14 protein-coding genes and 2 pseudogenes are annotated in these 26,553 nt (G+C 41.9%); 15 read left to right on the top strand and 1 reads right to left on the bottom strand.

The window, feature by feature from the left end; all coding sequences use genetic code 11:
• Positions 1-826 precede the first annotated feature (826 nt).
• The 15 genes and pseudogenes from B5P37_RS05065 to B5P37_RS05000 all read left to right on the top strand — a co-directional run.
• Complete coding sequence (locus tag B5P37_RS05065) at positions 827-11,536, top strand: YPDG domain-containing protein (protein WP_085237211.1); 10,710 nt, start codon at positions 827-829, stop codon at positions 11,534-11,536.
• 67 nt (positions 11,537-11,603) lie between these two features.
• Positions 11,604-13,217 (top strand): poly(glycerol-phosphate) alpha-glucosyltransferase, encoded by a 1,614-nt coding sequence (locus B5P37_RS05060; RefSeq protein WP_085237210.1) that lies wholly within the window; start codon positions 11,604-11,606, stop codon positions 13,215-13,217.
• Between the two features lie 27 nt (positions 13,218-13,244).
• On the top strand, positions 13,245-13,484 hold the full coding sequence (locus B5P37_RS05055) for a hypothetical protein (protein WP_085237209.1): 240 nt from the start codon (positions 13,245-13,247) through the stop codon (positions 13,482-13,484).
• Positions 13,485-13,958: 474 nt separating this feature from the next.
• Positions 13,959-14,411, top strand: a complete 453-nt coding sequence (locus B5P37_RS05050; protein ID WP_085237208.1) for a DM13 domain-containing protein — start codon at positions 13,959-13,961, stop codon at positions 14,409-14,411.
• Between the two features lie 39 nt (positions 14,412-14,450).
• A complete protein-coding gene (locus tag B5P37_RS05045) occupies positions 14,451-14,909 on the top strand; it encodes a DoxX family membrane protein (RefSeq protein WP_085237207.1) in 459 nt (152 codons plus the stop codon).
• A complete protein-coding gene (locus tag B5P37_RS05040) occupies positions 14,887-15,573 on the top strand; it encodes a response regulator transcription factor (RefSeq protein ID WP_085237206.1) in 687 nt (228 codons plus the stop codon). The genes B5P37_RS05045 and B5P37_RS05040 overlap by 23 nt, the downstream gene beginning before the upstream one ends.
• A complete protein-coding gene (locus tag B5P37_RS05035; RefSeq protein ID WP_085237205.1) occupies positions 15,574-16,605 on the top strand; it encodes a sensor histidine kinase in 1,032 nt (343 codons plus the stop codon). It abuts the gene before it with no gap.
• A 239-nt stretch (positions 16,606-16,844) separates the two neighbouring features.
• Positions 16,845-16,946, top strand: coding sequence for a type I toxin-antitoxin system Fst family toxin (locus B5P37_RS11810; RefSeq protein ID WP_142382174.1), 102 nt, complete (start codon positions 16,845-16,847; stop codon positions 16,944-16,946).
• Between the two features lie 405 nt (positions 16,947-17,351).
• Entirely contained in the window at positions 17,352-19,289 is a 1,938-nt protein-coding gene (locus B5P37_RS05030; RefSeq protein WP_085237204.1) for a BglG family transcription antiterminator, read from the top strand.
• A 12-nt stretch (positions 19,290-19,301) separates the two neighbouring features.
• Positions 19,302-19,745 carry a PTS sugar transporter subunit IIA gene (locus B5P37_RS05025; RefSeq protein WP_085237203.1) on the top strand — a complete coding sequence of 148 codons (444 nt, stop codon included), beginning with the start codon at positions 19,302-19,304 and terminating at the stop codon, positions 19,743-19,745.
• 2 nt (positions 19,746-19,747) lie between these two features.
• Positions 19,748-20,032, top strand: a complete 285-nt coding sequence (locus tag B5P37_RS05020) for a PTS sugar transporter subunit IIB (RefSeq protein WP_085237202.1) — start codon at positions 19,748-19,750, stop codon at positions 20,030-20,032.
• An 18-nt stretch (positions 20,033-20,050) separates the two neighbouring features.
• A complete protein-coding gene (locus tag B5P37_RS05015) occupies positions 20,051-21,409 on the top strand; it encodes a PTS ascorbate transporter subunit IIC (protein ID WP_085237201.1) in 1,359 nt (452 codons plus the stop codon).
• A 425-nt stretch (positions 21,410-21,834) separates the two neighbouring features.
• A complete protein-coding gene (gene nrdD / locus B5P37_RS05010) occupies positions 21,835-23,652 on the top strand; it encodes an anaerobic ribonucleoside-triphosphate reductase (protein WP_425319119.1) in 1,818 nt (605 codons plus the stop codon).
• Positions 23,649-24,187, top strand: a pseudogene (gene nrdG / locus B5P37_RS05005) (anaerobic ribonucleoside-triphosphate reductase activating protein). The gene nrdD and the pseudogene nrdG overlap by 4 nt, the downstream one beginning before the upstream one ends.
• 298 nt (positions 24,188-24,485) lie before the next feature.
• Positions 24,486-25,484 (top strand): annotated as a pseudogene (locus tag B5P37_RS05000) (metal ABC transporter solute-binding protein, Zn/Mn family); the annotation flags it as partial.
• A 161-nt stretch (positions 25,485-25,645) separates the two neighbouring features.
• Here the strand turns inward: B5P37_RS05000 and B5P37_RS04995 are convergent.
• Positions 25,646-26,536, bottom strand: coding sequence for a fructose bisphosphate aldolase (locus tag B5P37_RS04995; RefSeq protein ID WP_085238422.1), 891 nt, complete (start codon positions 26,534-26,536; stop codon positions 25,646-25,648).
• Positions 26,537-26,553 lie beyond the last annotated feature (17 nt).

Genomic DNA, 26,553 nt, shown 5'->3' with positions numbered 1-26,553 from the left:
ACTGATATGTTGATAATTCTTGACCCTTGGTGTTAAGTAACGGATTTGATAGAAACGAACAATGTTGAGATTGGCATCTACATTGTCATGTGTTCGTACAATGATGTAAGGGTGCGCACCAAAACAAACATCAAAGACCTTCACACATTCCCATCATCGATTCAACAGAAATGTCTATCGTTTCATCGATGGGCTCAAATGATAAAACAGTGCGTAAATGCTGAGTTATATCGTTCATGCGGTCATCACAGTGTACGCATAGGGCTCATATTATGCCTTTGAGACCAGATGAATCGTTATAAAAAAGCAACGCTTCATGTATTATCGATTTGAACATCTTAAAGGTAACATGAAAATTCGAATTTGTAAACAAAAAAGTTAGGGCTCCCTAAATTTTATATTAACCATTATTCTTCGATGGATTCTCACTATTTCATTTCTATTGTTTATCATTATGCCAAATGAATGTTAATCGAATTGATATGTTTTCTCACTACAATCATGATGTCTTAAATTATCTCAATATTCCGAAAATATAAAATGAACGCCATGGATCAGGCAGCTGGAAATAAGACTAATACAGTATTTTTGAAGGATATTATTAACCGAATCAACAATATTATTTCGATTACAAAATTCTATAAAAACCATTTATATTAAACGCTAGTTATTATAAAAAATAATTGAGTTGATACATGTTCATTTTGTTGTTAAACTTACTTGTAGAAAATGTACATTTTTTTAATTGTAGTAATTTTTTGAAAGATACTTTTAAAAGTAATGGTGTTTATCTAGTTTTAAATTTATTTAGGAGGTAAATCAATTAATGAAAAATCCGAAAAAATCAAAAAGACTTGATTTTTTACCGAACAAGCTGAATAAGTATTCCATTCGTAAATTTACAGTGGGAACAGCTTCCATTTTAATCGGTTCATTGTTGTATTTAGGTGTATCGAACAATGCCGATGCGTCTGAATTGGATGAACAGGCTAAAGAAGAAATTAAAAGTGTAACGGTTGATATCGTGGATCCAATAACCGAAACACCTCAGACCAATTCAGAAGATGCTACACCTGTTGAAGAAACGGTAGTTGAAAGTCAACCACTCAATGACAGTGAAGTAGAGACAAAACAAGAAGATGCAGTAAAGCATGACGAAACGCAAAGCAGTAACACGACAGTAGAAAAGGATCAAGTGGTAGCCACACCCGTCGAAGAAAGTAACAATCAAACACCAGTTGATAATACGAAGACACAAGACGTACAACCTTCTAATGAAGTGACACCACAAGATGAAAAAGTAACAGCGCAAGAGGTCCCAACTGAGGCGTCAGCACCTGTTGAAGCGAACAAAGTATCAGTAGAAAACACGGTAACAGCAGCAGATAACACAGTGACGGCTGAAGATATACCGGCCAAGGCTACAAAAGTATTATCTGGTAACGATGCACAAGCAACGGTGAGCTATGAGCAAGTAAAAGCACTGGCTGACCAAATGAATAATACACCGCAAGCATCTTTGTTGAATATCAGTTCTCGACCTGAAACTGCTTACTTCAGATCAGCGTTTTTTGCAGCGGATACGACAACAACACAAATGGTGAGAGTAACAGGAGAGAATCATTTCCAAAAATTTGGTACGATTACGCAACATACTTTCCCAGGAGATTTTCCAGATGAAGGTGTGTTAACAGCATTTAACGAAAATAGAAGTAATATCGGTGGAAAAGGGGCACTTCAATTTGACCAACAAATTGGATTTGATCAAGATTTCACAATTAAACTTCGTATTGCGAACAATAACCAATCGAATACTACAGATTCAAACGGTTGGGGCTTTATATTCACGACTGTAAATGGTCAAGATTATTTAAATCAAGGCGGTATCCTAAGAGATCGTGGATTACCAAACGCAGCTGGGTTTAAAATTGATACCGCTTTCAATAATGTAAGAGGAACAACCGATCCTTTAGATAAAGATAAAGTGCGTAATTTATCAGAGATTGGTGCGCGTATGATAGGATACGGTACATTTGTTAGAAATGATGCTTCAGGTGTAACGCAACAAGTTGGTTCTGATGCGATTGGTTCAAAAGATAGACCAATCAATAAAATTGTCTATGCCTTTAATACGCCTGATCACAATGATGGGCGATTCCATGGTCAAAGGCTGAACGATATTATATTAAGTTATGATGCTGCATCAAGTACATTAACAGCGAATTACGCAGGGAAAACATGGACAGCAACTGTAGATCAACTCGGCTTAAACAAGACAGAAAAGTATAACTTCTTAATTACATCGAGTTATGAACCGAATAAAGTTGGAAGCGGCTTGATGAGAATAGATTTAAATGGTTCTGAAATTACAATACCGGCTGCGATACCACAAGCAGATGTTCATAACCCAAGCTATCCAGGTGGTTCTACAAAACCAAGTGTTGCTGTTGATATTCAGCAAACAGGAGATACGACAATCCCTGCAGGCAGTCGTTATGATATTCCAGGAGGATCAAACATTCCAGCAGGCTGGACAGCGACAGTTAATCCGAATACAGGTGTAGTGACGGTAACACCACCAGCGGATGCAACACCAGGTACATCAGTGGATGTTCCGGTGACAGTGACATATCCAGATGGCTCAACGGATACGACAACAGCACGTGTAACGGTTGTACCGAATGATGCACAAGAGAATACACCAGGCTATAATGAAGGTCGTACAAAACCAAGTATGCCAGTAACAGTACCACAAACGGGAGATACGACAATCCCAACAGGTAGTCGTTATGAGATTCCAGGAGGATCAAACATTCCAGCAGGCTGGACAGCGACAATTGATCCAAACACAGGTGCAGTGACGGTAACACCACCGGCGGATGTAACACCAGGTACATCAGTAGATGTTCCGGTGACAGTGACATATCCAGATGGTTCAACGGATACGACAACAGTACGTGTTACAGTGGATCCAAATGATGCACAAGAAAACACACCAGGATACGAAGAAGGTCACACAAAACCAAGTATGCCAGTGACAGTACCACAAACAGGAGATACGACAATTCCAACAGGTAGTCGTTTTGAGATTCCAGGAGGATCAAATATTCCAGCAGGCTGGACAGCGACAATTGATCCAAACACAGGTGCAGTGACAGTAACGCCACCGGCGGATGCGACACCAGGTACATCAGTAGATGTTCCGGTGACAGTGACATATCCAGATGGTTCAACGGATACGACAACAGTACGTGTCACAGTGGATCCAAATGATGCACAAGAAAACACACCAGGCTATAATGAAGGTCGTACAAAACCAAGTATGCCAGTGACAGTACCACAAACAGGAGATACGACAATTCCAACAGGTAGTCGTTTTGAGGTTCCAGGAGGATCAAACATTCCAACAGGCTGGACAGCGACAATTGATCCAAATACAGGTGCAGTGACGGTAACACCACCAGCGGATGCAACACCAGGTACATCAGTGGATGTTCCGGTGACAGTGACATATCCAGATGGTTCAACGGATACGACAACAGTACGTGTTACAGTGGATCCAAATGATGCACAAGAAAACACACCAGGATACGAAGAAGGTCACACAAAACCAAATACACCAGTGATGGTACCACAAACAAAAGATCCAAATTTACCATCAGGAACAACATTTGAAATACCGCCAAATACAACGATTCCAGCAGGTTGGACAGCAGAAGTAGATCCAAACACAGGTGTAGTGACAGTAACGCCACCGGCAGATGCGACACCAGGCACATCAGTAGATATACCAGTGAAAGTGACATATCCAGATGGATCAAGTGAAGAAACACCAGTAAAAGTGACAGTGGATACACCAGATAGTGGTAACCATAACCCAAGTTATGAAGAAGGACGTACGAAACCAAGTATGCCAGTGACAGTACCACAAACAGGAGATACGACAATTCCAACAGGTAGTCGTTATGAGATTCCAGGAGGATCAAACATTCCAGCAGGCTGGACAGCGACAATTGATCCAAACACAGGTGCAGTGACAGTAACGCCACCGGCGGATGCGACACCAGGTACATCAGTAGATGTTCCGGTGACAGTGACATATCCAGATGGTTCAACGGATACGACAACAGTACGTGTCACAGTGGATCCAAATGATGCACAAGAAAACACACCAGGATACGAAGAAGGTCATGCGAAACCAAACGTACCTGTAACAGTGCCACAAACAGGAGATCCAGAATTACCACCAGGAACAACGTTTGAAATTCCAACAGGAAGTATTCCAGATGGTTGGACAGCGGAAGTAGATCCAAACACAGGTGCAGTGACAGTAACGCCACCGGCGGATGTAACACCAGGTACATCAGTAGATATACCAGTGAAAGTAACGTATCCAGATGGATCAAGTGAAGAGACACCAATTAAGGTGACAGTAGATCCAAATGGAGCACAAGAGAACACACCAGGATACGAAGAAGGTCATACGAAACCAAACGTACCTGTAACAGTGCCACAAACAGGAGATCCAGAATTACCACCGGGTACAACGTTTGAAATTCCAACAGGAAGTATTCCAGATGGTTGGACAGCGGAAGTAGATCCAAACACAGGAACAGTGACGGTAACGCCACCGGCGGATGTAACACCAGGTACATCAGTAGATATACCAGTGAAAGTAACATATCCAGATGGATCAAGTGAAGAGACGCCAATTAAGGTGACAGTAGATCCAAATGGAGCACAAGAGAACACACCAGGATACGAAGAAGGTCATACGAAACCGAATGTACCTGTAACAGTGCCACAAACAGGAGATCCGGAATTACCACCAGGAACAACGTTTGAAATTCCAACAGGAAGTATTCCAGATGGCTGGACAGCGGAAGTGGATCCAAACACAGGTGCAGTGACAGTAACGCCACCGGCGGATGTAACACCAGGTACATCAGTAGATATACCAGTGAAAGTAACATATCCAGATGGATCAAGTGAAGAGACGCCAATTAAGGTGACAGTAGATACACCAGATAGTGGAAATCACAATCCAGGTTATGAAGAAGGTCATACGAAACCAAACGTACCTGTAACAGTACCACAAACAGGAGATCCAGAATTACCACCGGGTACAATGTTTGAAATTCCAACAGGAAGTATTCCAGATGGTTGGACAGCGGAAGTGGATCCAAACACAGGAACAGTGACAGTAACGCCACCGGCGGATGTAACACCAGGTACATCAGTAGATATACCAGTGAAGGTAACATATCCAGATGGATCAAGTGAAGAGACACCAATTAAGGTGACAGTGGATACACCAGATAGTGGAAATCACAATCCAGGTTATGAAGAAGGTCATACAAAACCGAATGTACCGTTAGAAATACCACAAACGGGCGATCCGAATGTACCACCGGGTACAACGTTTGAAATTCCAACAGGAAGTATTCCAGATGGCTGGACAGCGGAAGTAGATCCAAACACAGGAACAGTGACAGTAACGCCACCGGCGGATGTAACACCAGGTACATCAGTAGATATACCAGTGAAGGTAACATATCCAGATGGATCAAGTGAAGAGACACCAATTAAGGTGACAGTGGATACACCAGATAGTGGAAATCATAATCCAGGTTATGAAGAAGGTCATACGAAACCAAACGTACCTGTAACAGTGCCACAAACAGGAGATCCAGAATTACCACCGGGTACAATGTTTGAAATTCCAACAGGAAGTATTCCAGATGGCTGGACAGCGGAAGTAGATCCAAACACAGGTGCAGTGACAGTAACGCCACCGGCGGATGTAACACCAGGTACATCAGTAGATATACCAGTGAAAGTAACGTATCCAGATGGATCAAGCGAAGAGACACCAATTAAGGTGACGGTAGATCCAAATGGAGCACAAGAGAACACACCAGGATACGAAGAAGGTCATACGAAACCAAACGTACCTGTAACAGTGCCACAAACAGGAGATCCAGAATTACCACCAGGAACAACATTTGAAATTCCAACAGGAAGTATTCCAGATGGCTGGACAGCAGAGGTGGATCCAAACACAGGAACAGTGACGGTAACGCCACCGGCGGATGTAACACCAGGTACATCAGTAGATATACCAGTGAAGGTAACATATCCAGATGGATCAAGTGAAGAGACGCCAATTAAGGTGACAGTAGATCCAAATGGAGCACAAGAGAACACACCAGGATACGAAGAAGGTCATACGAAACCAAACGTACCTGTAACAGTACCACAAACAGGAGATCCAGAATTACCACCGGGTACAATGTTTGAAATTCCAACAGGAAGTATTCCAGATGGTTGGACAGCGGAAGTGGATCCAAACACAGGAACAGTGACAGTAACGCCACCGGCGGATGTAACACCAGGTACATCAGTAGATATACCAGTGAAGGTAACATATCCAGATGGATCAAGTGAAGAGACACCAATTAAGGTGACAGTGGATACACCAGATAGTGGAAATCACAATCCAGGTTATGAAGAAGGTCATACAAAACCGAATGTACCGTTAGAAATACCACAAACGGGCGATCCGAATGTACCACCGGGTACAACGTTTGAAATTCCAACAGGAAGTATTCCAGATGGCTGGACAGCGGAAGTAGATCCAAACACAGGAACAGTGACAGTAACGCCACCGGCGGATGTAACACCAGGTACATCAGTAGATATACCAGTGAAGGTAACATATCCAGATGGATCAAGTGAAGAGACACCAATTAAGGTGACAGTGGATACACCAGATAGTGGAAATCATAATCCAGGTTATGAAGAAGGTCATACGAAACCAAACGTACCTGTAACAGTGCCACAAACAGGAGATCCAGAATTACCACCGGGTACAATGTTTGAAATTCCAACAGGAAGTATTCCAGATGGCTGGACAGCGGAAGTGGATCCAAACACAGGTGCAGTGACAGTAACGCCACCGGCGGATGTAACACCAGGTACATCAGTAGATATACCAGTGAAAGTAACGTATCCAGATGGATCAAGCGAAGAGACACCAATTAAGGTGACGGTAGATCCAAATGGAGCACAAGAGAACACACCAGGATACGAAGAAGGTCATACGAAACCAAACGTACCTGTAACAGTGCCACAAACAGGAGATCCAGAATTACCACCAGGAACAACATTTGAAATTCCAACAGGAAGTATTCCAGATGGCTGGACAGCAGAAGTAGATCCAAACACAGGAACAGTGACAGTAACGCCACCGGCGGATGTAACACCAGGTACATCAGTAGATATACCAGTGAAAGTAACATATCCAGATGGATCAAGTGAAGAGACACCAATTAAGGTGACAGTGGATACACCAGATAGTGGAAATCACAATCCAGGTTATGAAGAAGGTCATACAAAACCGAATGTACCGTTAGAAATACCACAAACGGGCGATCCGAATGTACCACCGGGTACAACGTTTGAAATTCCAACAGGAAGTATTCCAGATGGTTGGACAGCGGAAGTAGATCCAAACACAGGAACAGTGACGGTAACGCCACCGGCGGATGTAACACCAGGTACATCAGTAGATATACCAGTGAAAGTAACATATCCAGATGGATCAAGTGAAGAGACGCCAATTAAGGTGACAGTAGATCCAAATGGAGCACAAGAGAACACACCAGGATACGAAGAAGGTCATACGAAACCGAATGTACCTGTAACAGTGCCACAAACAGGAGATCCGGAATTACCACCAGGAACAACGTTTGAAATTCCAACAGGAAGTATTCCAGATGGCTGGACAGCGGAAGTGGATCCAAACACAGGTGCAGTGACAGTAACGCCACCGGCGGATGTAACACCAGGTACATCAGTAGATATACCAGTGAAAGTAACATATCCAGATGGATCAAGTGAAGAGACGCCAATTAAGGTGACAGTAGATACACCAGATAGTGGAAATCACAATCCAGGTTATGAAGAAGGTCATACGAAACCAAACGTACCTGTAACAGTGCCACAAACAGGAGATCCAGAATTACCACCGGGTACAACGTTTGAAATTCCAACAGGAAGTATTCCAGATGGTTGGACAGCGGAAGTAGATCCAAACACAGGAACAGTGACGGTAACGCCACCGGCGGATGTAACACCAGGTACATCAGTGGATATACCAGTGAAGGTAACATATCCAGATGGATCAAGTGAAGAGACACCAATTAAGGTGACAGTGGATACACCAGATAGTGGAAATCACAATCCAGGTTATGAAGAAGGTCATACAAAACCGAATGTACCGTTAGAAATACCACAAACGGGCGATCCGAATGTACCACCGGGTACAACGTTTGAAATTCCAACAGGAAGTATTCCAGATGGTTGGACAGCGGAAGTAGATCCAAACACAGGAACAGTGACGGTAACACCACCGGCGGATGTAACACCAGGTACATCAGTAGATATACCAGTGAAAGTAACATATCCAGATGGATCAAGTGAAGAGACGCCAATTAAGGTGACAGTGGATACACCAGATAGTGGAAATCATAATCCAGGTTATGAAGAAGGTCATACGAAACCAAACGTACCTGTAACAGTGCCACAAACAGGAGATCCAGAATTACCACCGGGTACAACGTTTGAAATTCCAACAGGAAGTATTCCAGATGGTTGGACAGCGGAAGTAGATCCAAACACAGGAACAGTGACGGTAACGCCACCGGCGGATGTAACACCAGGTACATCAGTGGATATTCCAATTAAGGTAACGTATCCAGATGGTTCAGTAGATGAAATCACTACTAGAATTGTTATAGAACAAGATGAGTCTGATGCCGACGCCGATGCAGATGCTGACGCCGATGCGGATGCGGATGCAGATGCGGATGCAGACGCCGATGCGGATGCCGATGCCGACGCCGATGCCGATGCGGATGCCGACGCTGATGCGGATGCTGACGCTGATGCGGATGCAGATGCCGACGCTGATGCCGACGCGGATGCTGACGCCGATGCAGATGCGGATGCAGATGCCGATGCGGATGCGGATGCAGATGCTGACGCGGATGCGGATGCCGACGCCGATGCAGATGCAGATGCAGATGCAGATGCCGATGCTGACGCCGATGCAGATGCCGACGCCGATGCGGATGCGGATGCAGATGCGGATGCAGACGCCGATGCGGATGCGGATGCCGATGCCGACGCCGATGCCGATGCGGATGCCGACGCTGATGCGGATGCTGACGCTGATGCGGATGCAGATGCCGACGCTGATGCCGACGCGGATGCTGACGCCGATGCAGATGCGGATGCAGATGCCGATGCGGATGCGGATGCAGATGCTGACGCGGATGCGGATGCCGACGCCGATGCAGATGCAGATGCGGATGCCGACGCCGATGCCGATGCTGACGCGGATGCCGATGCCGATGCTGACGCGGATGCCGATGCAGATGCTGACGCAGATGCGGATGCCGACGCTGATGCGGATGCTGACGCCGATGCAGATGCAGATGCGGATGCTGACGCGGATGCGGATGCCGACGCTGATGCGGATGCGGATGCGGATGCCGACGCTGATGCCGATGCAGATGCGGATGCTGACGCGGATGCGGATGCCGACGCTGATGCGGATGCGGATGCCGACGCTGATGCGGATGCCGATGCGGACGCTGATGCGGATGCCGACGCCGATGCGGACGCTGATGCGGATGCAGATGCAGATGCCGATGCAGATGCGGATGCGGATGCAGATGCAGATGCTGACGCCGATGCAGATGCCGACGCTGATGCCGACGCGGATGCTGACGCCGACGCCGATGCAGATGCAGATGCAGATGCTGACGCGGATGCAGATGCAGATGCTGACGCCGATGCAGATGCCGACGCCGATGCTGACGCCGATGCAGATGCTGACGCAGATGCGGATGCGGATGCTGACGCCGATGCCGATGCGGATGCTGACGCGGATGCCGATGCCGACGCGGATGCCGATGCGGATGCCGACGCAGATGCGGATGCGGATGCCGATGCCGACGCAGATGCGGATGCGGATGCCGACGCTGATGCGGATGCTGACGCTGATGCGGATGCCGATGCAGACGCGGATGCCGACGCGGATGCTGACGCCGACGCGGATGCAGACGCCGACGCCGATGCCGATGCGGATGCTGACGCCGATGCGGATGCCGATGCTGACGCCGATGCGGATGCAGATGCTGATGCCGACGCGGATGCTGACGCCGATGCGGATGCCGATGCGGATGCGGATGCAGATGCGGATGCTGACGCCGATGCGGATGCAGATGCGGATGCCGACGCGGATGCTGACGCCGATGCGGATGCAGATGCCGATGCGGATGCGGATGCAGACGCCGATGCGGATGCAGACGCGGATGCGGACGCGGATGCTGACGCGGATGCTGACGCCGACGCGGATGCAGATGCGGATGCAGACGCCGATGCGGATGCCGATGCAGACGCGGATGCCGACGCTGATGCCGATGCGGATGCAGACGCCGATGCGGATGCGGATGCGGATGCGGATGCGGATGCGGATGCTGACGCGGATGCAGATGCCGACGCGGACGCTGATGCTGACGCCGACGCGGATGCTGATGCGGATGCCGACGCCGATGCAGATGCCGATGCAGATGCAGATGCGGATGCTGACGCCGATGCAGATGCTGACGCCGACGCTGATGCGGATGCCGATGCCGATGCGGATGCAGATGCAGATGCGGATGCAGATGCAGATGCTGACGCGGATGCGGATGCCGACGCAGATGCAGACGCCGATGCGGATGCGGATGCGGATGCAGATGCAGATGCCGACGCGGATGCTGACGCCGATGCAGATGCCGATGCGGATGCGGATGCAGATGCTGATGCCGACGCGGATGCTGACGCCGATGCGGATGCCGATGCAGATGCGGATGCTGACGCCGATGCGGATGCAGATGCTGATGCCGACGCGGATGCTGACGCCGATGCGGATGCTGATGCGGATGCTGACGCTGATGCGGATGCAGATGCCGATGCAGATGCCGACGCCGACGCTGATGCCGATGCAGATGCCGATGCTGACGCAGATGCCGATGCTGACGCTGATGCCGATGCCGATGCTGACGCCGATGCTGACGCTGATGCCGATGCTGACGCTGATGCCGATGCAGATGCAGATGCTGACGCAGATGCCGATGCTGACGCTGATGCCGATGCAGATGCTGACGCCGATGCTGACGCTGATGCCGATGCAGATGCAGATGCTGACGCAGATGCCGATGCTGACGCTGATGCCGATGCAGATGCTGACGCCGATGCAGATGCTGACGCTGATGCAGATGCTGACGCCGATGCTGACGCTGATGCGGATGCAGATGCGGACGCTGATGCCGATGCAGATGCTGATGCTGATTCGGATAAAGAATCTTTACCGGATACAGGTCAAGCAACAAATTCTGCACCACTTGCAACAGGTACACTGTTAGCTGGATTAGGTACACTATTCCTTTCTAGAAGAAGAAAGAACAACAAAGATCAATCATAATTTTATAGGGCATACCGTTCATTTTGAGCGGTATGCCCTACTATACATATTGTTATGGAGGTTCATCATGTTTAATGACATTTTAAAAAAATTTGAAGTTGAAGTGCCTGAACTGAGCCAACACGTTTTTGTCAGTATAGGTACAGTTTATGGAAAAGCAAGTATTCGCCATATCAAGAAATCGAAAAATTTAAGGAAAGAAATCACTTATTATATAGATAAGTTTAAAAGGCGTAGAAAGGTGTATCCTGACTGGATTAAGGTGGATTTTGTGACTGAGGAGGTGGCGCTTCCATGTGAAGTCGTTGTGAAAGAAATGTTGAAAACAAGAAGAAATTATATTGATTTTGGTGTGAGTTTTGACGGGAATGGTGTGTTGTCGTTTTTACCTGAAGTTATAAATGCGAATGCTTTTGTACGACCTAAAAAAGGGAAGCATCATAATGAATTAGAGCTCGCAGTGAATAACATTAATCATTATTTAAAGCATTATACAAGTGTGAAAAAGGCTTTTTCAATTGAAGCATATGCACAAAAAGATATTATTCGGTTTCAAACACAAGGGTATTTATTAACACCTGAAGACATCTTTGAATTAGAAGCAACAGGGGGCAATAAGGGCATACGCAAAATAAAAACGTTACACACTGAAATCGATCAAATGATTTTAACTTCAACGCATTATTTAAAGAATGCGTTACTGCCGAATGGCAAATATGAATATGGTCGTTTTCCTCATTTTGATCGAAAAATTAACTTCTATAATATGTTAAGACATTGTTCATCAACGTACGCATTGATTGAAGGATTAGCTTATCTAGGTGAAGATCTAGGTGTAGTCAAAAAAGCATTAACCTATATTCATCAAAATGCTTATTTTGATTGTGAAACTGTCGCATACATTTACGATACAACTCGGGACATCAATGAAATCAAACTAGGTCAAAATGCGGCTTATATTTTTGCGGTCGTGGAATATATAAAAAACAGTGGTCCGGATGTCGCGTTATTATCTCGAGCACAAAAAGTTGCTGAAGGGATTTTGACAATGATCAATCATAACACGATGGAAACGTATCATGTTTTGAATTATCCGGATCTTTCGGTAAAAGAGGCGTTTCGGATTATTTATTATGATGGAGAAGCAGCACTGGCTTTGTTGCGCCTGTACCAGTTAGATCAAAACCCTAAATGGTTAGATGCTGTGCTTCAATTATTTGAGCAATTCATTGCAAAAGATTACTGGAAATATCATGATCATTGGTTAAGCTATTGCACAAATGAATTGATTAAGATTCAGCCAGAAGCCCGATTTATTGAATTTGGACTTAAAAATGTTTCAAGTTATTTGGATTTTATTTACCATCGTGAGACGACGTTTCCGACGTTTTTAGAAATGCTTATAACGACGTATGACTTAGTTCAAAATGCGAAGAGATTAGGATACGAGGATTTAGTGGCAGAACATATTGACGAATCCTTTCTAATTGAAACATTGCATCATCGTGCGAATTACCAGCGTGCCGGATATTTTTATCCGGAAGTGGCAATGTACTTTAAAAACCCTAAAAGTGTCTTGGGGAGCTTTTTTATTAAACATCATGGTTATCGTGTACGAATCGATGATATTGAACACTATTTATCTGGATATGTACAGTATCAAAACGCATTTCATCAATGAGCATAATAGTGGTCAGGAGGTTGTGATATGACGAACAAAGGACCGGATCACCATATAAAAGAAAAAAATAAGGAAAATCATGATATGGCGCGTATCAATCAAGAAATAGAAGAAGAGTTGATGGCGTATTTAAAAGAAGAGCGGATAGAACGCAAAGCCAAAAAGCCATATAGATGGACGATAGTCATTGTTTTAATGATTATTTTACTCTTGTATCTCTATCGAGCGACCAAATATTTCCTATTAATCCATATCTTGTTGCATTAGAGCAATAGAATGATAGGGTATCTTGCATTGATGTAGGTGCAGTAGTCGGCGTTTATTAATCACTATAGTAATGGTTTTAAGTGAGACGTCTTTAGCTTAGGGTTTACATTCTTCTGCAATAAAGAAGTTAGGACATGTCCTTAATCATCAATAACGGTAAAATATACGCATCATCAAATTTATTTTACTGAATTGCTGATTTTAGGACGCTTTTTACATCTTGTTCCTTTAATAAGATAGTCAAAATATGACGCAGCGACGAGGGACAGTTGTGTTGAGTGGTGCAGGTTAATATGAACAATAATTTTTATAAAAATGAAAATTCTATTCTACTCTCTTTTTTAAATAATAAAAACTCTTAAAAAATAAAGGTTAATGTTTAGTTAAGAATTATTAATACCTAGTTTATGTCAATTGGGGCGAACAGGACGTATGATAGTTAATGTAATCTCAAATGGAAAGAAGGAATTTGTTATGAACATTAAAATGGCTTTAGTTTCAGGTGCATTAGCAACAACTTTTTTATTAGGCGCTTGTGGTAATGACAACGCGGATAAAGCGAAAGAGGATAATAAGGCTGAAACTTCAATGAAAGACAAAAAAATGGATGAGTCTAAGTCTGATAACGCAAAAGTAATGAAGATGGGAACATTCAAAGGTGAAAACAAAGAAATGGTGAAAGGTAAAGCTGAAATCAAAGATGGTAAGTTGATGTTAACAGACTACGAATCATCTAAAGGTCCAGATTTACACGTTTACTTAACAAAAGGTAATGACATTAAACAAGGTAAAAAGATCGCAGCCGTGAAATACGACGAAGCGACGCAAACATTTGACCTTAAAGATGTCAATGCAGCAGATTATGACACAGTGACAATCTACTGTGACAAAGCACACGTTATTTTCGGATCTGCAGCACTTAAATAATCATCAGGACAAACATCATAGAAGAAAGGAGTGAGAGATATGGCAATCGCTTACAAAATCTTAATTCTCCTTATTCGTTTAGGATCAGGTTTTTATTTACTAAGACAAGGATTTGAAAAGTTGACAGGTGGCTTTGCGATTGATGGACTCGTTTCAGTCATTCGCGACAACCAAGACTCCCCACAATGGTATAAGACATTTTTCGAGTTTGCAGTTGCAAATCATTTGGAAATTTTCAAATGGATGGTCCAACTCGGCGAAATTGCGATTGGATTAGGTCTTATCTTAGGTGTGATGTCATATGCTGCGAGTTTCTTTGGCGTGTTTATTATGTTAAATTATATTTTAGCTGATATGATTTTTACGTATCCACTGCAATTGTTATTCTTTGTCATTTTATTGATGAATAAGGAAACTTTAGCAGCAATAAGTTTAAATCATTTCATCAAACGTAAAAATATAAGGAATGATGAACATGGCGCACATACTCGTAGTTGATGACGAACAAGACATCAGAGAAATATGTAAAACCTATTTTGAATACGAAGGTTACCACGTGACTACCGCATCGAACGGCAAGGAAGCACTTGACATTTTAGATACACATATCGATGTCATGGTGATCGACATTATGATGCCAGAGATTAATGGTTATGAAGTGGTGCGTGAGATGAAAAACAGAAATCTCGATATCCCATATATTTACTTAACTGCAAAAACAAGCGAACAAGACACCATTTTCGGTTTAATGTTAGGGGCAGATGATTACGTCAAGAAGCCCTTCAGTCCCCGTGAATTAGTCATACGTGTCAAAAATCTACTTCATCGTGTCAACGTCACAAGTCCTTCCACACAAGACACGATACGTTGTGGACGACTCGTATTGAATAATTTAAACAAAACCGTAGAACTTGAAGGAGAAACGATTCCTTTTCGCATCAAAGAGTTCGAACTGTTGTGGCACTTTGCAAACAATGAAGCTGTCGCACTGTCCAAAACAGATTTGTTAGAACAAGTTTGGGGTTACGAGTATTACGAAGACATGAACACACTGAACGTTCATGTGCATCGTATACGTGAAAAATTAGAAAAATATGGCTATGACGACTATATCATTGCAACGGTATGGGGTCTTGGCTATAAATTTCAGAGGCAGTTTTAAATGACGATACGTAAGCAATTAATCTATTCGTTTATCGTTACAATTATCACAACGACATTTTTATTTTATACGCTATATAAATTGATGTGGTTTGACGGGCCACTCACAATACTTTTGACACTGTGCTCGTTTCTTTCCGGTATGATGACGTTGATTATCGGTATCTTTTTCACAGTCCCCATGATAAAAAAGATAGAAAGATTAAACGAGAAAACACAGAAAATCGCAAAAGGCCAATTTGAGACAGAAAAGACGAAAATCCATGCCCCCAAAGAGATTCAGCAACTCAGTGAGTCTTTTGATCAAATGGTCGATAAAATTCAAGAGCAGATGCGCTTGATTAAAGAAGAGCAAGAAGAAAAAATGAACATGGTTCAAAACCTTGCCCATGACTTAAAAACACCTTTAGCGAGTATTAAATCTTATTCAGAAGGATTGAAAGACGGCATTATTCATAGTGAACAGGACATGCAAAAAGCCTACAGTATTTTGATTAGTCAGTCTGATCGGTTGTCTAGAATGTTTGATGACTTGACAGATGTCATCACAGTGAACCATCAGGAAAACGAAGAAACACTGATTCACTTGGATCAATTGCTCGTGCCAATCTTTGAAACGTATTCACAAAAATTGCATCACGAACAAAGGCAACTTGATGTGAATATTGAACAAAATATCAAACCTTTCATTCAAGACCAGCGTGCGATAGAGCGAATTATCATGAACTTTATCGATAACGCGCTCAAATTTTCTGAACACGGTTCGCCCTTAGCCGTGAAGGTCTTTGAAGATCAAAATGAAATCGCCATCTCCATGATTGATCAAGGTATTGGTATTCCCGAATCCGATATTAAAAATATATTCGAACGAACTTTTCGTGTGGAAAGTTCTAGACATAAAGATACAGGTGGTTCAGGTCTTGGTCTTTATATTGCACAAACTTTGGCACATCAAATTGGTGGGCGTATTGAAGTGGACAGCATATATGGCCAAGGTACGACAATCACTTTACGCTTCCCTCCAAAAAGATAGATAATAATTCTCAAAAACAATACTTCTCAAACCTTTCATAAAATATTATAGATAAATGAGGCGTTAGGATAGTCGACAAATCCTAACGTCTTTTGTATTTTCACAAAAATTGATACATAAAGATGCCAAATCATCATTAATTGTATACCATATACCTTTCTATTGATGATGGTGCTATAATAAATCCGTCGCCTATTCCTCAGGCGTCAATTTAGGCGTAGAGAGGAGGTGCATATGAGATGGTCGAAGCTTTTGGCCATATTATGACCACTGTCATTAGTGGTTGTATTGTTGCGATGTATGCCCATTGGCTACATACACGCAATAATAAGAAAAAATAGGTGATATAAGCCAACACTAAAAATCCCCTCGCTATAGGCAGTAGCGAGGGGATTGGTGCATATGATGCACGAAGCTTTTGTTGATTTGATTATAGCACAGGATGTGTGGAAGTGCAAACAGCTTATACTTTTTATAGCATAACGTGCAAAGTGTGTGTAAACATTTAAGTGTTATTTAAGCAGAGATAAGTTCCTCAGTCAAAAGATGCTGAAAAGGCAATGTGTTTTTCTTATCTCATGACTTTTATTTCATATGAAATAGCGATTAAAAACAATCATTTGAAGTGATATTGAAAGGGGACTATACATGATTACGTATGAAAAATTTCGGATTAATAACTGAAAAACATTGCACATCTATCATTCTATGTTAGCGCTTACAATATAGATATAGGAGGTTACACGTTGCTAACGAATAGACAATATGAAATTTTAGATAAAGTGATTAAAGCAAAGGGCTTTGTTTCTATTGCTGAATTAGCGAAAGTATTTGAGCGGACAGAGAGAACCATTCAATATGATATTGAATATATCGAATGGATGGCACAGACGTTAAATTTGCATATTCAAAGAAGTAAAAGTAACGGGATTAAAATTGATTGTGAAGATATGAGTGCAATTCAAGAAATGAACAAAGCAACTTTTCCAGAAGTACATTTAACTAAAAGTGAACGCCATCTTCACCTATTGTTGCATTTGTTTGAAGCGAAACAGCCTGTGAATTCTAAAATGATGGCACGTTTGGTCAATGTTTCTCGTAGAACAATTGTGGATGATCTAAAGGAGATTGGCGAGTGGTTGAGCGCACAAGACTTGGCGTTAAAGTATGTGAAGAACAAAGGTTTTGTGATTCGAGGTACAGAGAATTGCTATCGAAAAGCGTATAGTTTAAAAATACATGAATATATAAAAACGACAAATACGCTTGTAAGAAAAACCTTATTTGTTGAGGAAGAGATGCCATTCGTTAGGCAACTCGTACTTCATGCATTAGAGGCGCATCAATATCCACTTTTTCAAATGGCGATTGATGGTCTAGTGATTCATATCTTAATCGCAATTCAACGGATAAAAAAACAATTCACGTTTAATGCACGTTTGGATGGTATTTCTGAAATTACTGATACAGCTGCTTACCCTGTTGCATTATTGATTCAGGAAAAAATTGAACAGCACTATCAATTTGAATTTCCCCCGTCAGAGACCCTTTTCATCGCACTACACTTATTAGGTGCGAAAAAATTAAAAATTGATCATGACGACGCTGGAACTAAAGAGCTGAAAATATTGATTCACCAATTTGTTGAGAAATTAAGTGCTAATTTTGGAATTGATTTAATTAAAGATACACAATTACTCAACAGTTTATTTTTACATCTCACACCCGCCTTAAATCGTTTAACATACCAATTCGTTCAACATAATCCTATTAAAAATGAAATTTATACAAATTATCCGGAATTGACGGAAGTGATTACACGTTATAGCTGGATTTTTGAAGAATTGTATCAGGTCACTTTCACAGAAGATGAGATTGCCTACTTAACTTTACATGTCGCTTCTTCTATTGAAAGGTTAGCACAACATAAAGAACGAAAGATAAAAATTGTTCTTCTATGCGGTTCAGGTATTGGCACGTCACAACTTTTAAAAGAAAGAATGCACAAAATTTATCCTGAATTTGATATTTTAGATGCTTATTCATTGTATCAAATTGATGAAGCGCAGTTAAAAGCACGTTACGTGGATTATGTTGTGACAACCGTACCTATTCAATTGAAAGCGATTGAGTGTATTGAAGTGACTCCGTTTTTGAATAAGCGTGATAGAGAAAAACTCAATGATGTGATTAATCAGCAGCGGGAGCAGTTTGTCGCGCATCTGACCCAACAAGGTCCGGCGTTAAAAGACGTGTTGAAGCCTGCACATATTATCAAAGTTAAGAGGAAAATGAATCGCAATGAAGCCATCGCGGCGAGCATCGAGCCACTCGAACAGAACAAGATTGTCACTGAAAAATATAAAGATGAAATTATAAATAAATTGGATGAATTTGGTCCTTACATGGCTATAAGTCCTCATATCGCACTGATTCATGGCGGGACACGACAAGTTTTAAATGGTGTTGGTATGACGTTGCTTTATTTTGAAGTCGGTGTGCCATTTCAGCATACCCATTTTGACCCTATTAAAGTCATCATTGGATTGGCGACAGATGGACCACAAAAACATTTAACGGCGATGAAAGTATTGAGCGATTTGTTGATGGACGATACGATACGAAATCAGCTTTTGAGTGGGGATTTAGACGCATTCATCCAGCAACTGAACAATAATGCATAAAGGAGGATTAGGATGGCGTTAGAAATGCTGACCAAAGACAAAATCAATGTGAGAGAAAAAGTGGATTCTTGGGAGACCGCAATTAAAGAAGCAGCGCAACCACTTTTGAACCAAGGATATTTTAATACAGCTTATGTGGAAGCAATGATTGAAAGTGTGTATAAATATGGGCCTTATATTGTAGTCGCACCGAATATCGCCATTGCACATGCGAGACCGAATGGAGAAGTACACAAAGTTGGGATCAGTTTATTGAAGTTGCGCGAACCTATTGATTTTGGGCAAGAAAGTCACTTCGCACGATTAATTTTTGTGCTGAGTGCGGTCGACAATCATTCGCACATAGAAGTTTTACAGGACCTCGCAAAAGTATTGAGTGATGCGCACGCGGTCCAACAATTATTACAAAGTCAGCATGTTGATGAAATGACAACAATTATAAAGGGAGTGGAATAAAGATGAAAATTTTAGTTGTATGTGGTCATGGTTTAGGGAGTAGTTTTATGGTTGAAATGAATGTTGAAGCCGTTTTGAAAAATCTGGATTTGAAGCAGTCGGTTGAAGTAGATCATAGTGATATTATGACAGCGAGTCCTGAAATGGCGGATTTATTCATTTGTGGCAGAGATTTGGAAGAGAATGCACAGCGTTTAGGCGAGGTACTTGTGTTGGATAATATATTGGATCAACAAGAATTGGAAATGAAGTTAACAGATAAATTTAAAGCATTGAAATGGATTTAATAATAAGGGGTGTCAGCTATGCAATCAATACTTGACTTTATCGTAGACATATTGAGCCAGCCGGCAATACTCGTTGCACTCATTGCTTTTATTGGTTTAGTTGTACAGAAAAAGCCTGCAAGTGTGACGACTACTGGAACCATCAAAACGGTTTTAGGATTTTTAGTGTTAAGTGCTGGTGCAGGGGTCGTCGTTCAATCCTTAGAGCCGTTTGGTAAGATTTTTCAACACGCATTTGGTGTACAAGGGGTTGTTCCAAACAATGAGGCGATCATTTCAATTGCACTCGAAAAATATGGGACAACGGCGGCGCTTATTATGGTCTTTGGGATGTTAGTGAATATACTCATTGCACGATTAAGCAATCTGAAATTTATCTTTTTAACGGGTCACCATACATTTTATATGGCAGCATTTTTAGCCATTATTTTAACAGTCGGTCACATTAATGGGACTTGGACTGTGGTGTTAGGTGCAGTGATTTTAGGTTTAATTATGGCCGTATTTCCAGCATTGGCACAGCCGACAATGCAAAAAATAACGGGTAATGACCAAGTAGCGCTCGGTCATTTCGGGACGGTCAGTTACTGGGCAGCTGGTGAAATAGGGAAGCTGTTTAAAGGTCATTCTAAGTCAACAGAAGAGATGAAGTTTCCAAAAGGACTGAGCTTTTTAAGAGAAAGTACAATCAGTATTTCACTGACTATGATTATCCTTTATCTCATCGCTAGTTTGTTTGCTGGCATTGGATATGTTCATGAAGAAATCAGTAAAGGTCAAAATTTCATTGTGTTTTCTATAATTCAAGGTGTGACATTTGCGGCAGGCGTTTTTATTATTTTGACAGGAGTACGCTTGATTTTAGCAGAAATTGTTCCGGCATTTAAGGGGATATCGGAAAAATTAGTCCCCCATGCAAAACCTGCTTTAGATTGTCCGATTGTTTTTCCATATGCACAAAATGCAGTGCTTATAGGTTTCTTCGTGAGTTTTATGACAGGCGTCATTGGAATGTTGATGATGTTTGTCATTGGTGGTGTGGTCATTTTGCCAGGCGTGGTACCGCACTTCTTCTTAGGTGCGACTTCTGGAGTTTTTGGTAATGCACGTGGAGGAATCAAAGGGGCAGTGGCAGGCTCTGTACTAAATGGGATACTGATTACATTCTTGCCATTGTTATTTTTACCGTTTTTAGGAGATTTAGGTCTGGCTTCGACAACATTCTCTGATACAGATTTTTTAGTCGTTGGGATTATATTTGGTAATATTGTGAAGTTTCTAGGTGCAATCGGTTTAGTTGTAGGTGTGGTCATTGTCGCGATTGTTGCCATCTTTTTACAGAAGCGCAGTACGCACAAAACGAATATGACACAATAAAGTGGATTGAAGCGATGCAATAAGAAATAGGCTGTCATTTATGGTACATTGATGTCATTGATGCACGACTAGCATATGACAGCGCCTCATCCCTCACACAAGTATAGACAGTGTGAGGGGTTTTTATGTTCAATGACCAACCGCTGTGTTATTAAAATGAAGAAAGTTGAGTCTATTATAAATGATGGTTTAAAAATGTGTTGCCTATGCCAGCGTGCAAATGCTTTGATACGATGTATTTTAAGTTAGAGTTTTCTGTGCTACAATGCTTTGTTCACATAATGTTAATAAAGAAATGACAAATCGGTTAAAAATGCAGATATCATTTGATAAACACAACATATAGTGTTTATTATTGAATTGAGACACTATATATAGAAAAGAGTGATATTTTGACACAACTGGAAAAGCAATTAACAGGTTTAATGACAAAAGATCCGACGATAGTGAATGAAAATGCGAATAAAGATAGTGAAACTTTCTCAACAATGCGTGATCTCACAGCGGGTGTTGTTTCAAAAACGTATGCGCTACAACACTTGTTGCCTCCGCACGTCGCTGAGGCACATCAAAAAGGGGAAATCCATTTCCACGATTTAGATTATCACCCATTTCAGCCTTTAACGAACTGTTGTCTTATTGACGCAAAAGGGATGTTAGCGAATGGATTTCAAATCGGCAATGCGCAAGTGACGTCACCCCACTCCATTCAAACGGCATCTGCACAATTAGTCCAAATTATTGCGAACGTTTCAAGTAGCCAGTATGGTGGGTGTACCATTGACCGTGTTGATGAATTATTAAGCCATTATGCGCGCTTTAATGAAGCGAAACACCGTGATGTCGCGCAAAAATTTGTCAAAGCCGATCAAGTAGAAGCGTATGTTGACGAACGTGTGACACAAGATATAGAAGATGCGATTGAAAGTTTAGAGTATGAAATCAATACACTGTATACTTCAAATGGGCAGACCCCTTTTGTCACGCTAGGTTTTGGACTTGGATTAGATACGCTCAGTCGCAAAGTACAAGCGGCAATTTTAAAAACGCGAATTAAAGGCCTCGGTAAAGACAGGATTACAGCCATTTTTCCAAAGTTGGTATTCTCGATTAAGAGAGGGACGAATCTTGCACCGACTGATCCAAACTATGATATTAAACAGTTAGCATTAGAATGCGCGATGAAGCGAATGTATCCAGATATCCTCAATTATGATAAGACAGTCGAATTACTTGGAGATTTTAAGGCGCCTATGGGATGTCGCTCTTTTTTACCTGCTTGGCAAAATACGAAAGGCGAATATGAAAATGATGGCCGTTGTAATTTAGGTGTCGTGACTTTGAACATTCCGCGTATTGCGATTGAATCTGCTGGAGATATGACCCGCTTTTGGTCCTTATTTGATGAACGGATGCAAGTCCTTCATGATGCGCTTGTTTATCGAATTGCACGAGTGAAAGAAGCGGTGCCGAACAATGCACCAATTTTATATAAGCGGGGTGCTTTTAAATATCGGATAAACGAAGAAGACCCTGTAGATACTTTTTTCAATCAGCAAAGGGCGACCATTTCTATGGGGTATATTGGTTTGTACGAAGCGGCCACAGTCTTTTTTGGACCGAATTGGGAGACGATTCCAGAAGCAAAGGCGTTTACGTTGGATATATTAAAACATATGCAGACGTATCAACATGAATGGACAGCGATGTATGATATTTGGTTCAGTATCTATAGTACACCGAGTGAATCATTGACTGATCGATTTTGTCGTCTAGACCGAGAAGCGTTTGGAGACATTGCAGATATTACGGACAAAGGTTATTATCAAAATTCATTTCATTATGATGTTCGTAAAGATGTAACGCCATTTGAAAAGTTAGATTTTGAGAAAGATTATCCGTACCTTGCGAGTGGGGGTTATATTCATTATTGTGAATATCCGAAGTTAGATCACAATGTCAAGGCCCTTGAGACGGTTTGGGATTATGCGTATGACCGTGTGAGTTACTTAGGAACGAATATTCCGATTGATCGTTGTTATGCTTGTGGTTACGAAGGTGATTTTGATACGACGCCGACCGGTTATCGTTGTCCCGAATGTGGCAATCAAGACCCTGAAACGGTAGATGTCGTTAAGCGGACATGTGGTTACCTCGGTAATCCTGTGCAACGTCCAACTATTGAAGGGCGTCATAAAGAAATGTGTGCACGTGTCAAACACATGAAGGTTCAATCCTCATGAATGCATTAAAGGTATCAGCAGGTGCGGGATACATTGCAAAGATAGAGTATCAAAGCTTTGTCGATGGAGAAGGTGTGCGGTGTAGTGTGTATGTATCAGGGTGCCCATTTCAGTGTCAAGGCTGCTATAACGTGGCAGCACAACATTTTCGTTATGGTGAAGAAGCGACAGAAGCGGTAATTTCGGAAGTGATTGCGGCATGTGAACCAGATTATATTGCAGGACTGAGTATTTTAGGGGCGAACCATTTTGTAACTTAAAAGTTGTCATGCCTCTCGTTCGAGCCTTCCGCGAACGGTATGGTGAACATAAGACGCTGTGGGTGTGGACAGGATTTTTATTTGAGTATTTATGGCATGCCAATGATGAACGTACTGCATTGTTACGCCAAGCGGATGTCATTGTAGACGGAATGTTTATTCAGTCATTGTATCGACCGAATTTGCCTTATAAAGGGTCACTCAATCAACGTGTCATCGATGTGAATGCATGGTTATCGACCGAGCAATTGAGTCATGCCATTTACATAGAATAAACGTCTAAATACTGGACAATAACCGTTAGCGAGACCACCTATTTGCACTGTCGTGGATATACGAAACGACATGAAGATAAAGTGAATCGTTCCATTATACGGAGCTAGGCCATCATGACCTAGCTCTAATTTTTTGGATTAAAAGCCACGGTAAATTTTTTAGGAGCGACACTTTAAAATAGACTATTTTAACATAAGACAATGAAGAAAGAAATAAAAAGTCTGTTGCACTTCTACAAAGATTGGCGTATAATTTTAAATCGTAATGATTACTATCGGACGAGGAGGAGAACCCATAATGAAAAAGGTATTGAAAGTATTGGGAACAATACTCTTATCGAGTATAATTCTTGCAGCATGTGGTAATGGAAATGAAAAAGAAAAAACATCATCAAAAGGGCAACTTAAAGTAACAACGACTGTATTTCCATTACAATCTTTTGTTAAACAAATTGGTGGCGAGCACGTAGAAGTAAATTCTATTTATCCAAAAGGGGCGGACTTACATGATTTTGAACCGTCACAAAAGGATATTGTCGAGGCAAGTAAAGCGGATTTATTCATATATACAGGTGATGATTTAGATCCAGTTGCAGAGAAAATTGCAGATGCGATTAAAAAAGATGATCATAAATTGTCGTTAGAAGATCATATCGATAAAGGTGTATTAATAAAGGATGAACACGAGCACGAACATGAACATGGTGAAGCGGGCAAAAAAGAAGACGACCACGATCATGACCACGCAGATCATGATGAACACGGACATCGCCATGGTACGTATGACCCGCATGTATGGTTAGATCCTCAATTGGACGAAAAATTTGTGACAGCGATTCGTGATGAGTTAATTAAACGCGACCCAGATCATAAAAAAGAATATCAAGAGAATGCGGATAAACTATTGAAAGATTTAGAGGGTATTGATAAAGACTTGAAGGCAGCGACGAAAGATCACCAAGGCGAGTCTGTATTCATTTCACATGAGTCATTAGGTTATCTTGCTAAACGTTATGGCTTTGAACAAAAAGGGGTTCAAAGTTTAAGTGCTGAAGATCCATCACAAAAACAATTAACTGAAATTGTAAAAGAAATTAATGATATCGATGCAAAATATATTCTTTATGAAGAAAATGTCGCGAATAAAGTGACAGATACGATTCGCAAAGAAACAAAAGCCGAGCCATTGAAGTTTAATAATATGGAAGCGGTGACAGATGACCAAGCGAAAGATGCCACATATCAATCGTTGATGAGAGAAAATGTGAAAAATATTGAAAAAGCATTAACGCATAAACATTAAAGTGGCTTGTGCCCCTACGATACCGTGATGAACGGTAGGATAGGGGCATTTTTAAATTGTAAATAGTAAAACTATGACATGAGCGCCATTCAAAAACCCCCTCACGTTTCGTGGAGGGGGTTTCGTGTATCACATTCATGTTTTGCATCTATAAATTAAGCTTTGTTGACGGATGCATCGTAAATCGCGTCAATCGTTTGACCTAACAGCTGATCAAATGCTTCGTCTGATTGATCGACACGCAAATCATTAATTAAAGCACGAGAGAAACTTGCGATTAATCCTTCGTTTGTTTTTAAAAATGCGTTGGCTTGTTCAAGACTGTAGCCGCCAGACAATGCGACAACACGAATCACATTAGGATGATTAATCAATGATTGATATTGATTTTTCTTGGTTGGGATTGTTAACTTGAGCATGACGTAGTCTTCAGAACCGAGTTGATTTAAATGTTGCGTGATGACTTCTGCCAAGTACGCTTCAATATCTGATTTTTGGGCTGCATGAATATTCACTTCTGGTTCGATAATCGGTACGAGCCCTTTTGCGATGATTTGTCGTGCAACGTCAAATTGCTGTGCAACGACGGCATCAATACCTGATTTGTTAAACTCTAAAATGTTTGAACGCATTTTGGTACCAAAGATGTTATGGCGATTTGCACGATCTAGCAGGAGATCTAGGTCAGGTATAGGTTTCATGAGTTGAACCCCTTCATCGACCTCTGCCAAGCCTTTGTCAACTTTCAAGAAAGGGACAATGCCTTTATCAGCTAAATATTCACCCGTGTTTTTTCCTTCTACTGTACGATCCATTGTTTGTTCAAATAAAATCGCACCAATAATTTTGTCTGAAGTAAATGACGGGGATGTCACAATTCGTGTACGCATATCATGGACCAATTTGAACATTTCATCATCGTTGTGGTATTGGTCTTCTGTCACACCATAACCGAGTAATGCTTTAGGGGTACTGCCACCACTTTGGTCAAGTGCTGCAATAAACCCTTTTCCATTTTTGATTTTCTCGAATTGTACTTGATTCATACTGACTTTCACTCCTT

The organism is Staphylococcus lutrae (assembly GCF_002101335.1).
Taxonomy (GTDB): Bacteria; Bacillota; Bacilli; order Staphylococcales; family Staphylococcaceae; genus Staphylococcus; species Staphylococcus lutrae.
Note: the sequence above shows the minus strand (reverse complement) of the source record. Positions and strands in the feature narration are given on the sequence as shown.

Coding starts and splice junctions, on each gene's coding strand:
- B5P37_RS05065 (WP_085237211.1), top strand. CDS start 827: ATGAAAAATCCGAAAAAATCAAAAAGACTTGATTTTTTACCGAACAAG.
- B5P37_RS05060 (WP_085237210.1), top strand. CDS start 11,604: ATGTTTAATGACATTTTAAAAAAATTTGAAGTTGAAGTGCCTGAACTG.
- B5P37_RS05055 (WP_085237209.1), top strand. CDS start 13,245: ATGACGAACAAAGGACCGGATCACCATATAAAAGAAAAAAATAAGGAA.
- B5P37_RS05050 (WP_085237208.1), top strand. CDS start 13,959: ATGAACATTAAAATGGCTTTAGTTTCAGGTGCATTAGCAACAACTTTT.
- B5P37_RS05045 (WP_085237207.1), top strand. CDS start 14,451: ATGGCAATCGCTTACAAAATCTTAATTCTCCTTATTCGTTTAGGATCA.
- B5P37_RS05040 (WP_085237206.1), top strand. CDS start 14,887: ATGGCGCACATACTCGTAGTTGATGACGAACAAGACATCAGAGAAATA.
- B5P37_RS05035 (WP_085237205.1), top strand. CDS start 15,574: ATGACGATACGTAAGCAATTAATCTATTCGTTTATCGTTACAATTATC.
- B5P37_RS11810 (WP_142382174.1), top strand. CDS start 16,845: ATGGTCGAAGCTTTTGGCCATATTATGACCACTGTCATTAGTGGTTGT.
- B5P37_RS05025 (WP_085237203.1), top strand. CDS start 19,302: ATGGCGTTAGAAATGCTGACCAAAGACAAAATCAATGTGAGAGAAAAA.
- B5P37_RS05020 (WP_085237202.1), top strand. CDS start 19,748: ATGAAAATTTTAGTTGTATGTGGTCATGGTTTAGGGAGTAGTTTTATG.
- B5P37_RS05015 (WP_085237201.1), top strand. CDS start 20,051: ATGCAATCAATACTTGACTTTATCGTAGACATATTGAGCCAGCCGGCA.
- nrdD (WP_425319119.1), top strand. CDS start 21,835: ATGACAAAAGATCCGACGATAGTGAATGAAAATGCGAATAAAGATAGT.
- B5P37_RS04995 (WP_085238422.1), bottom strand. CDS start 26,536: ATGAATCAAGTACAATTCGAGAAAATCAAAAATGGAAAAGGGTTTATT.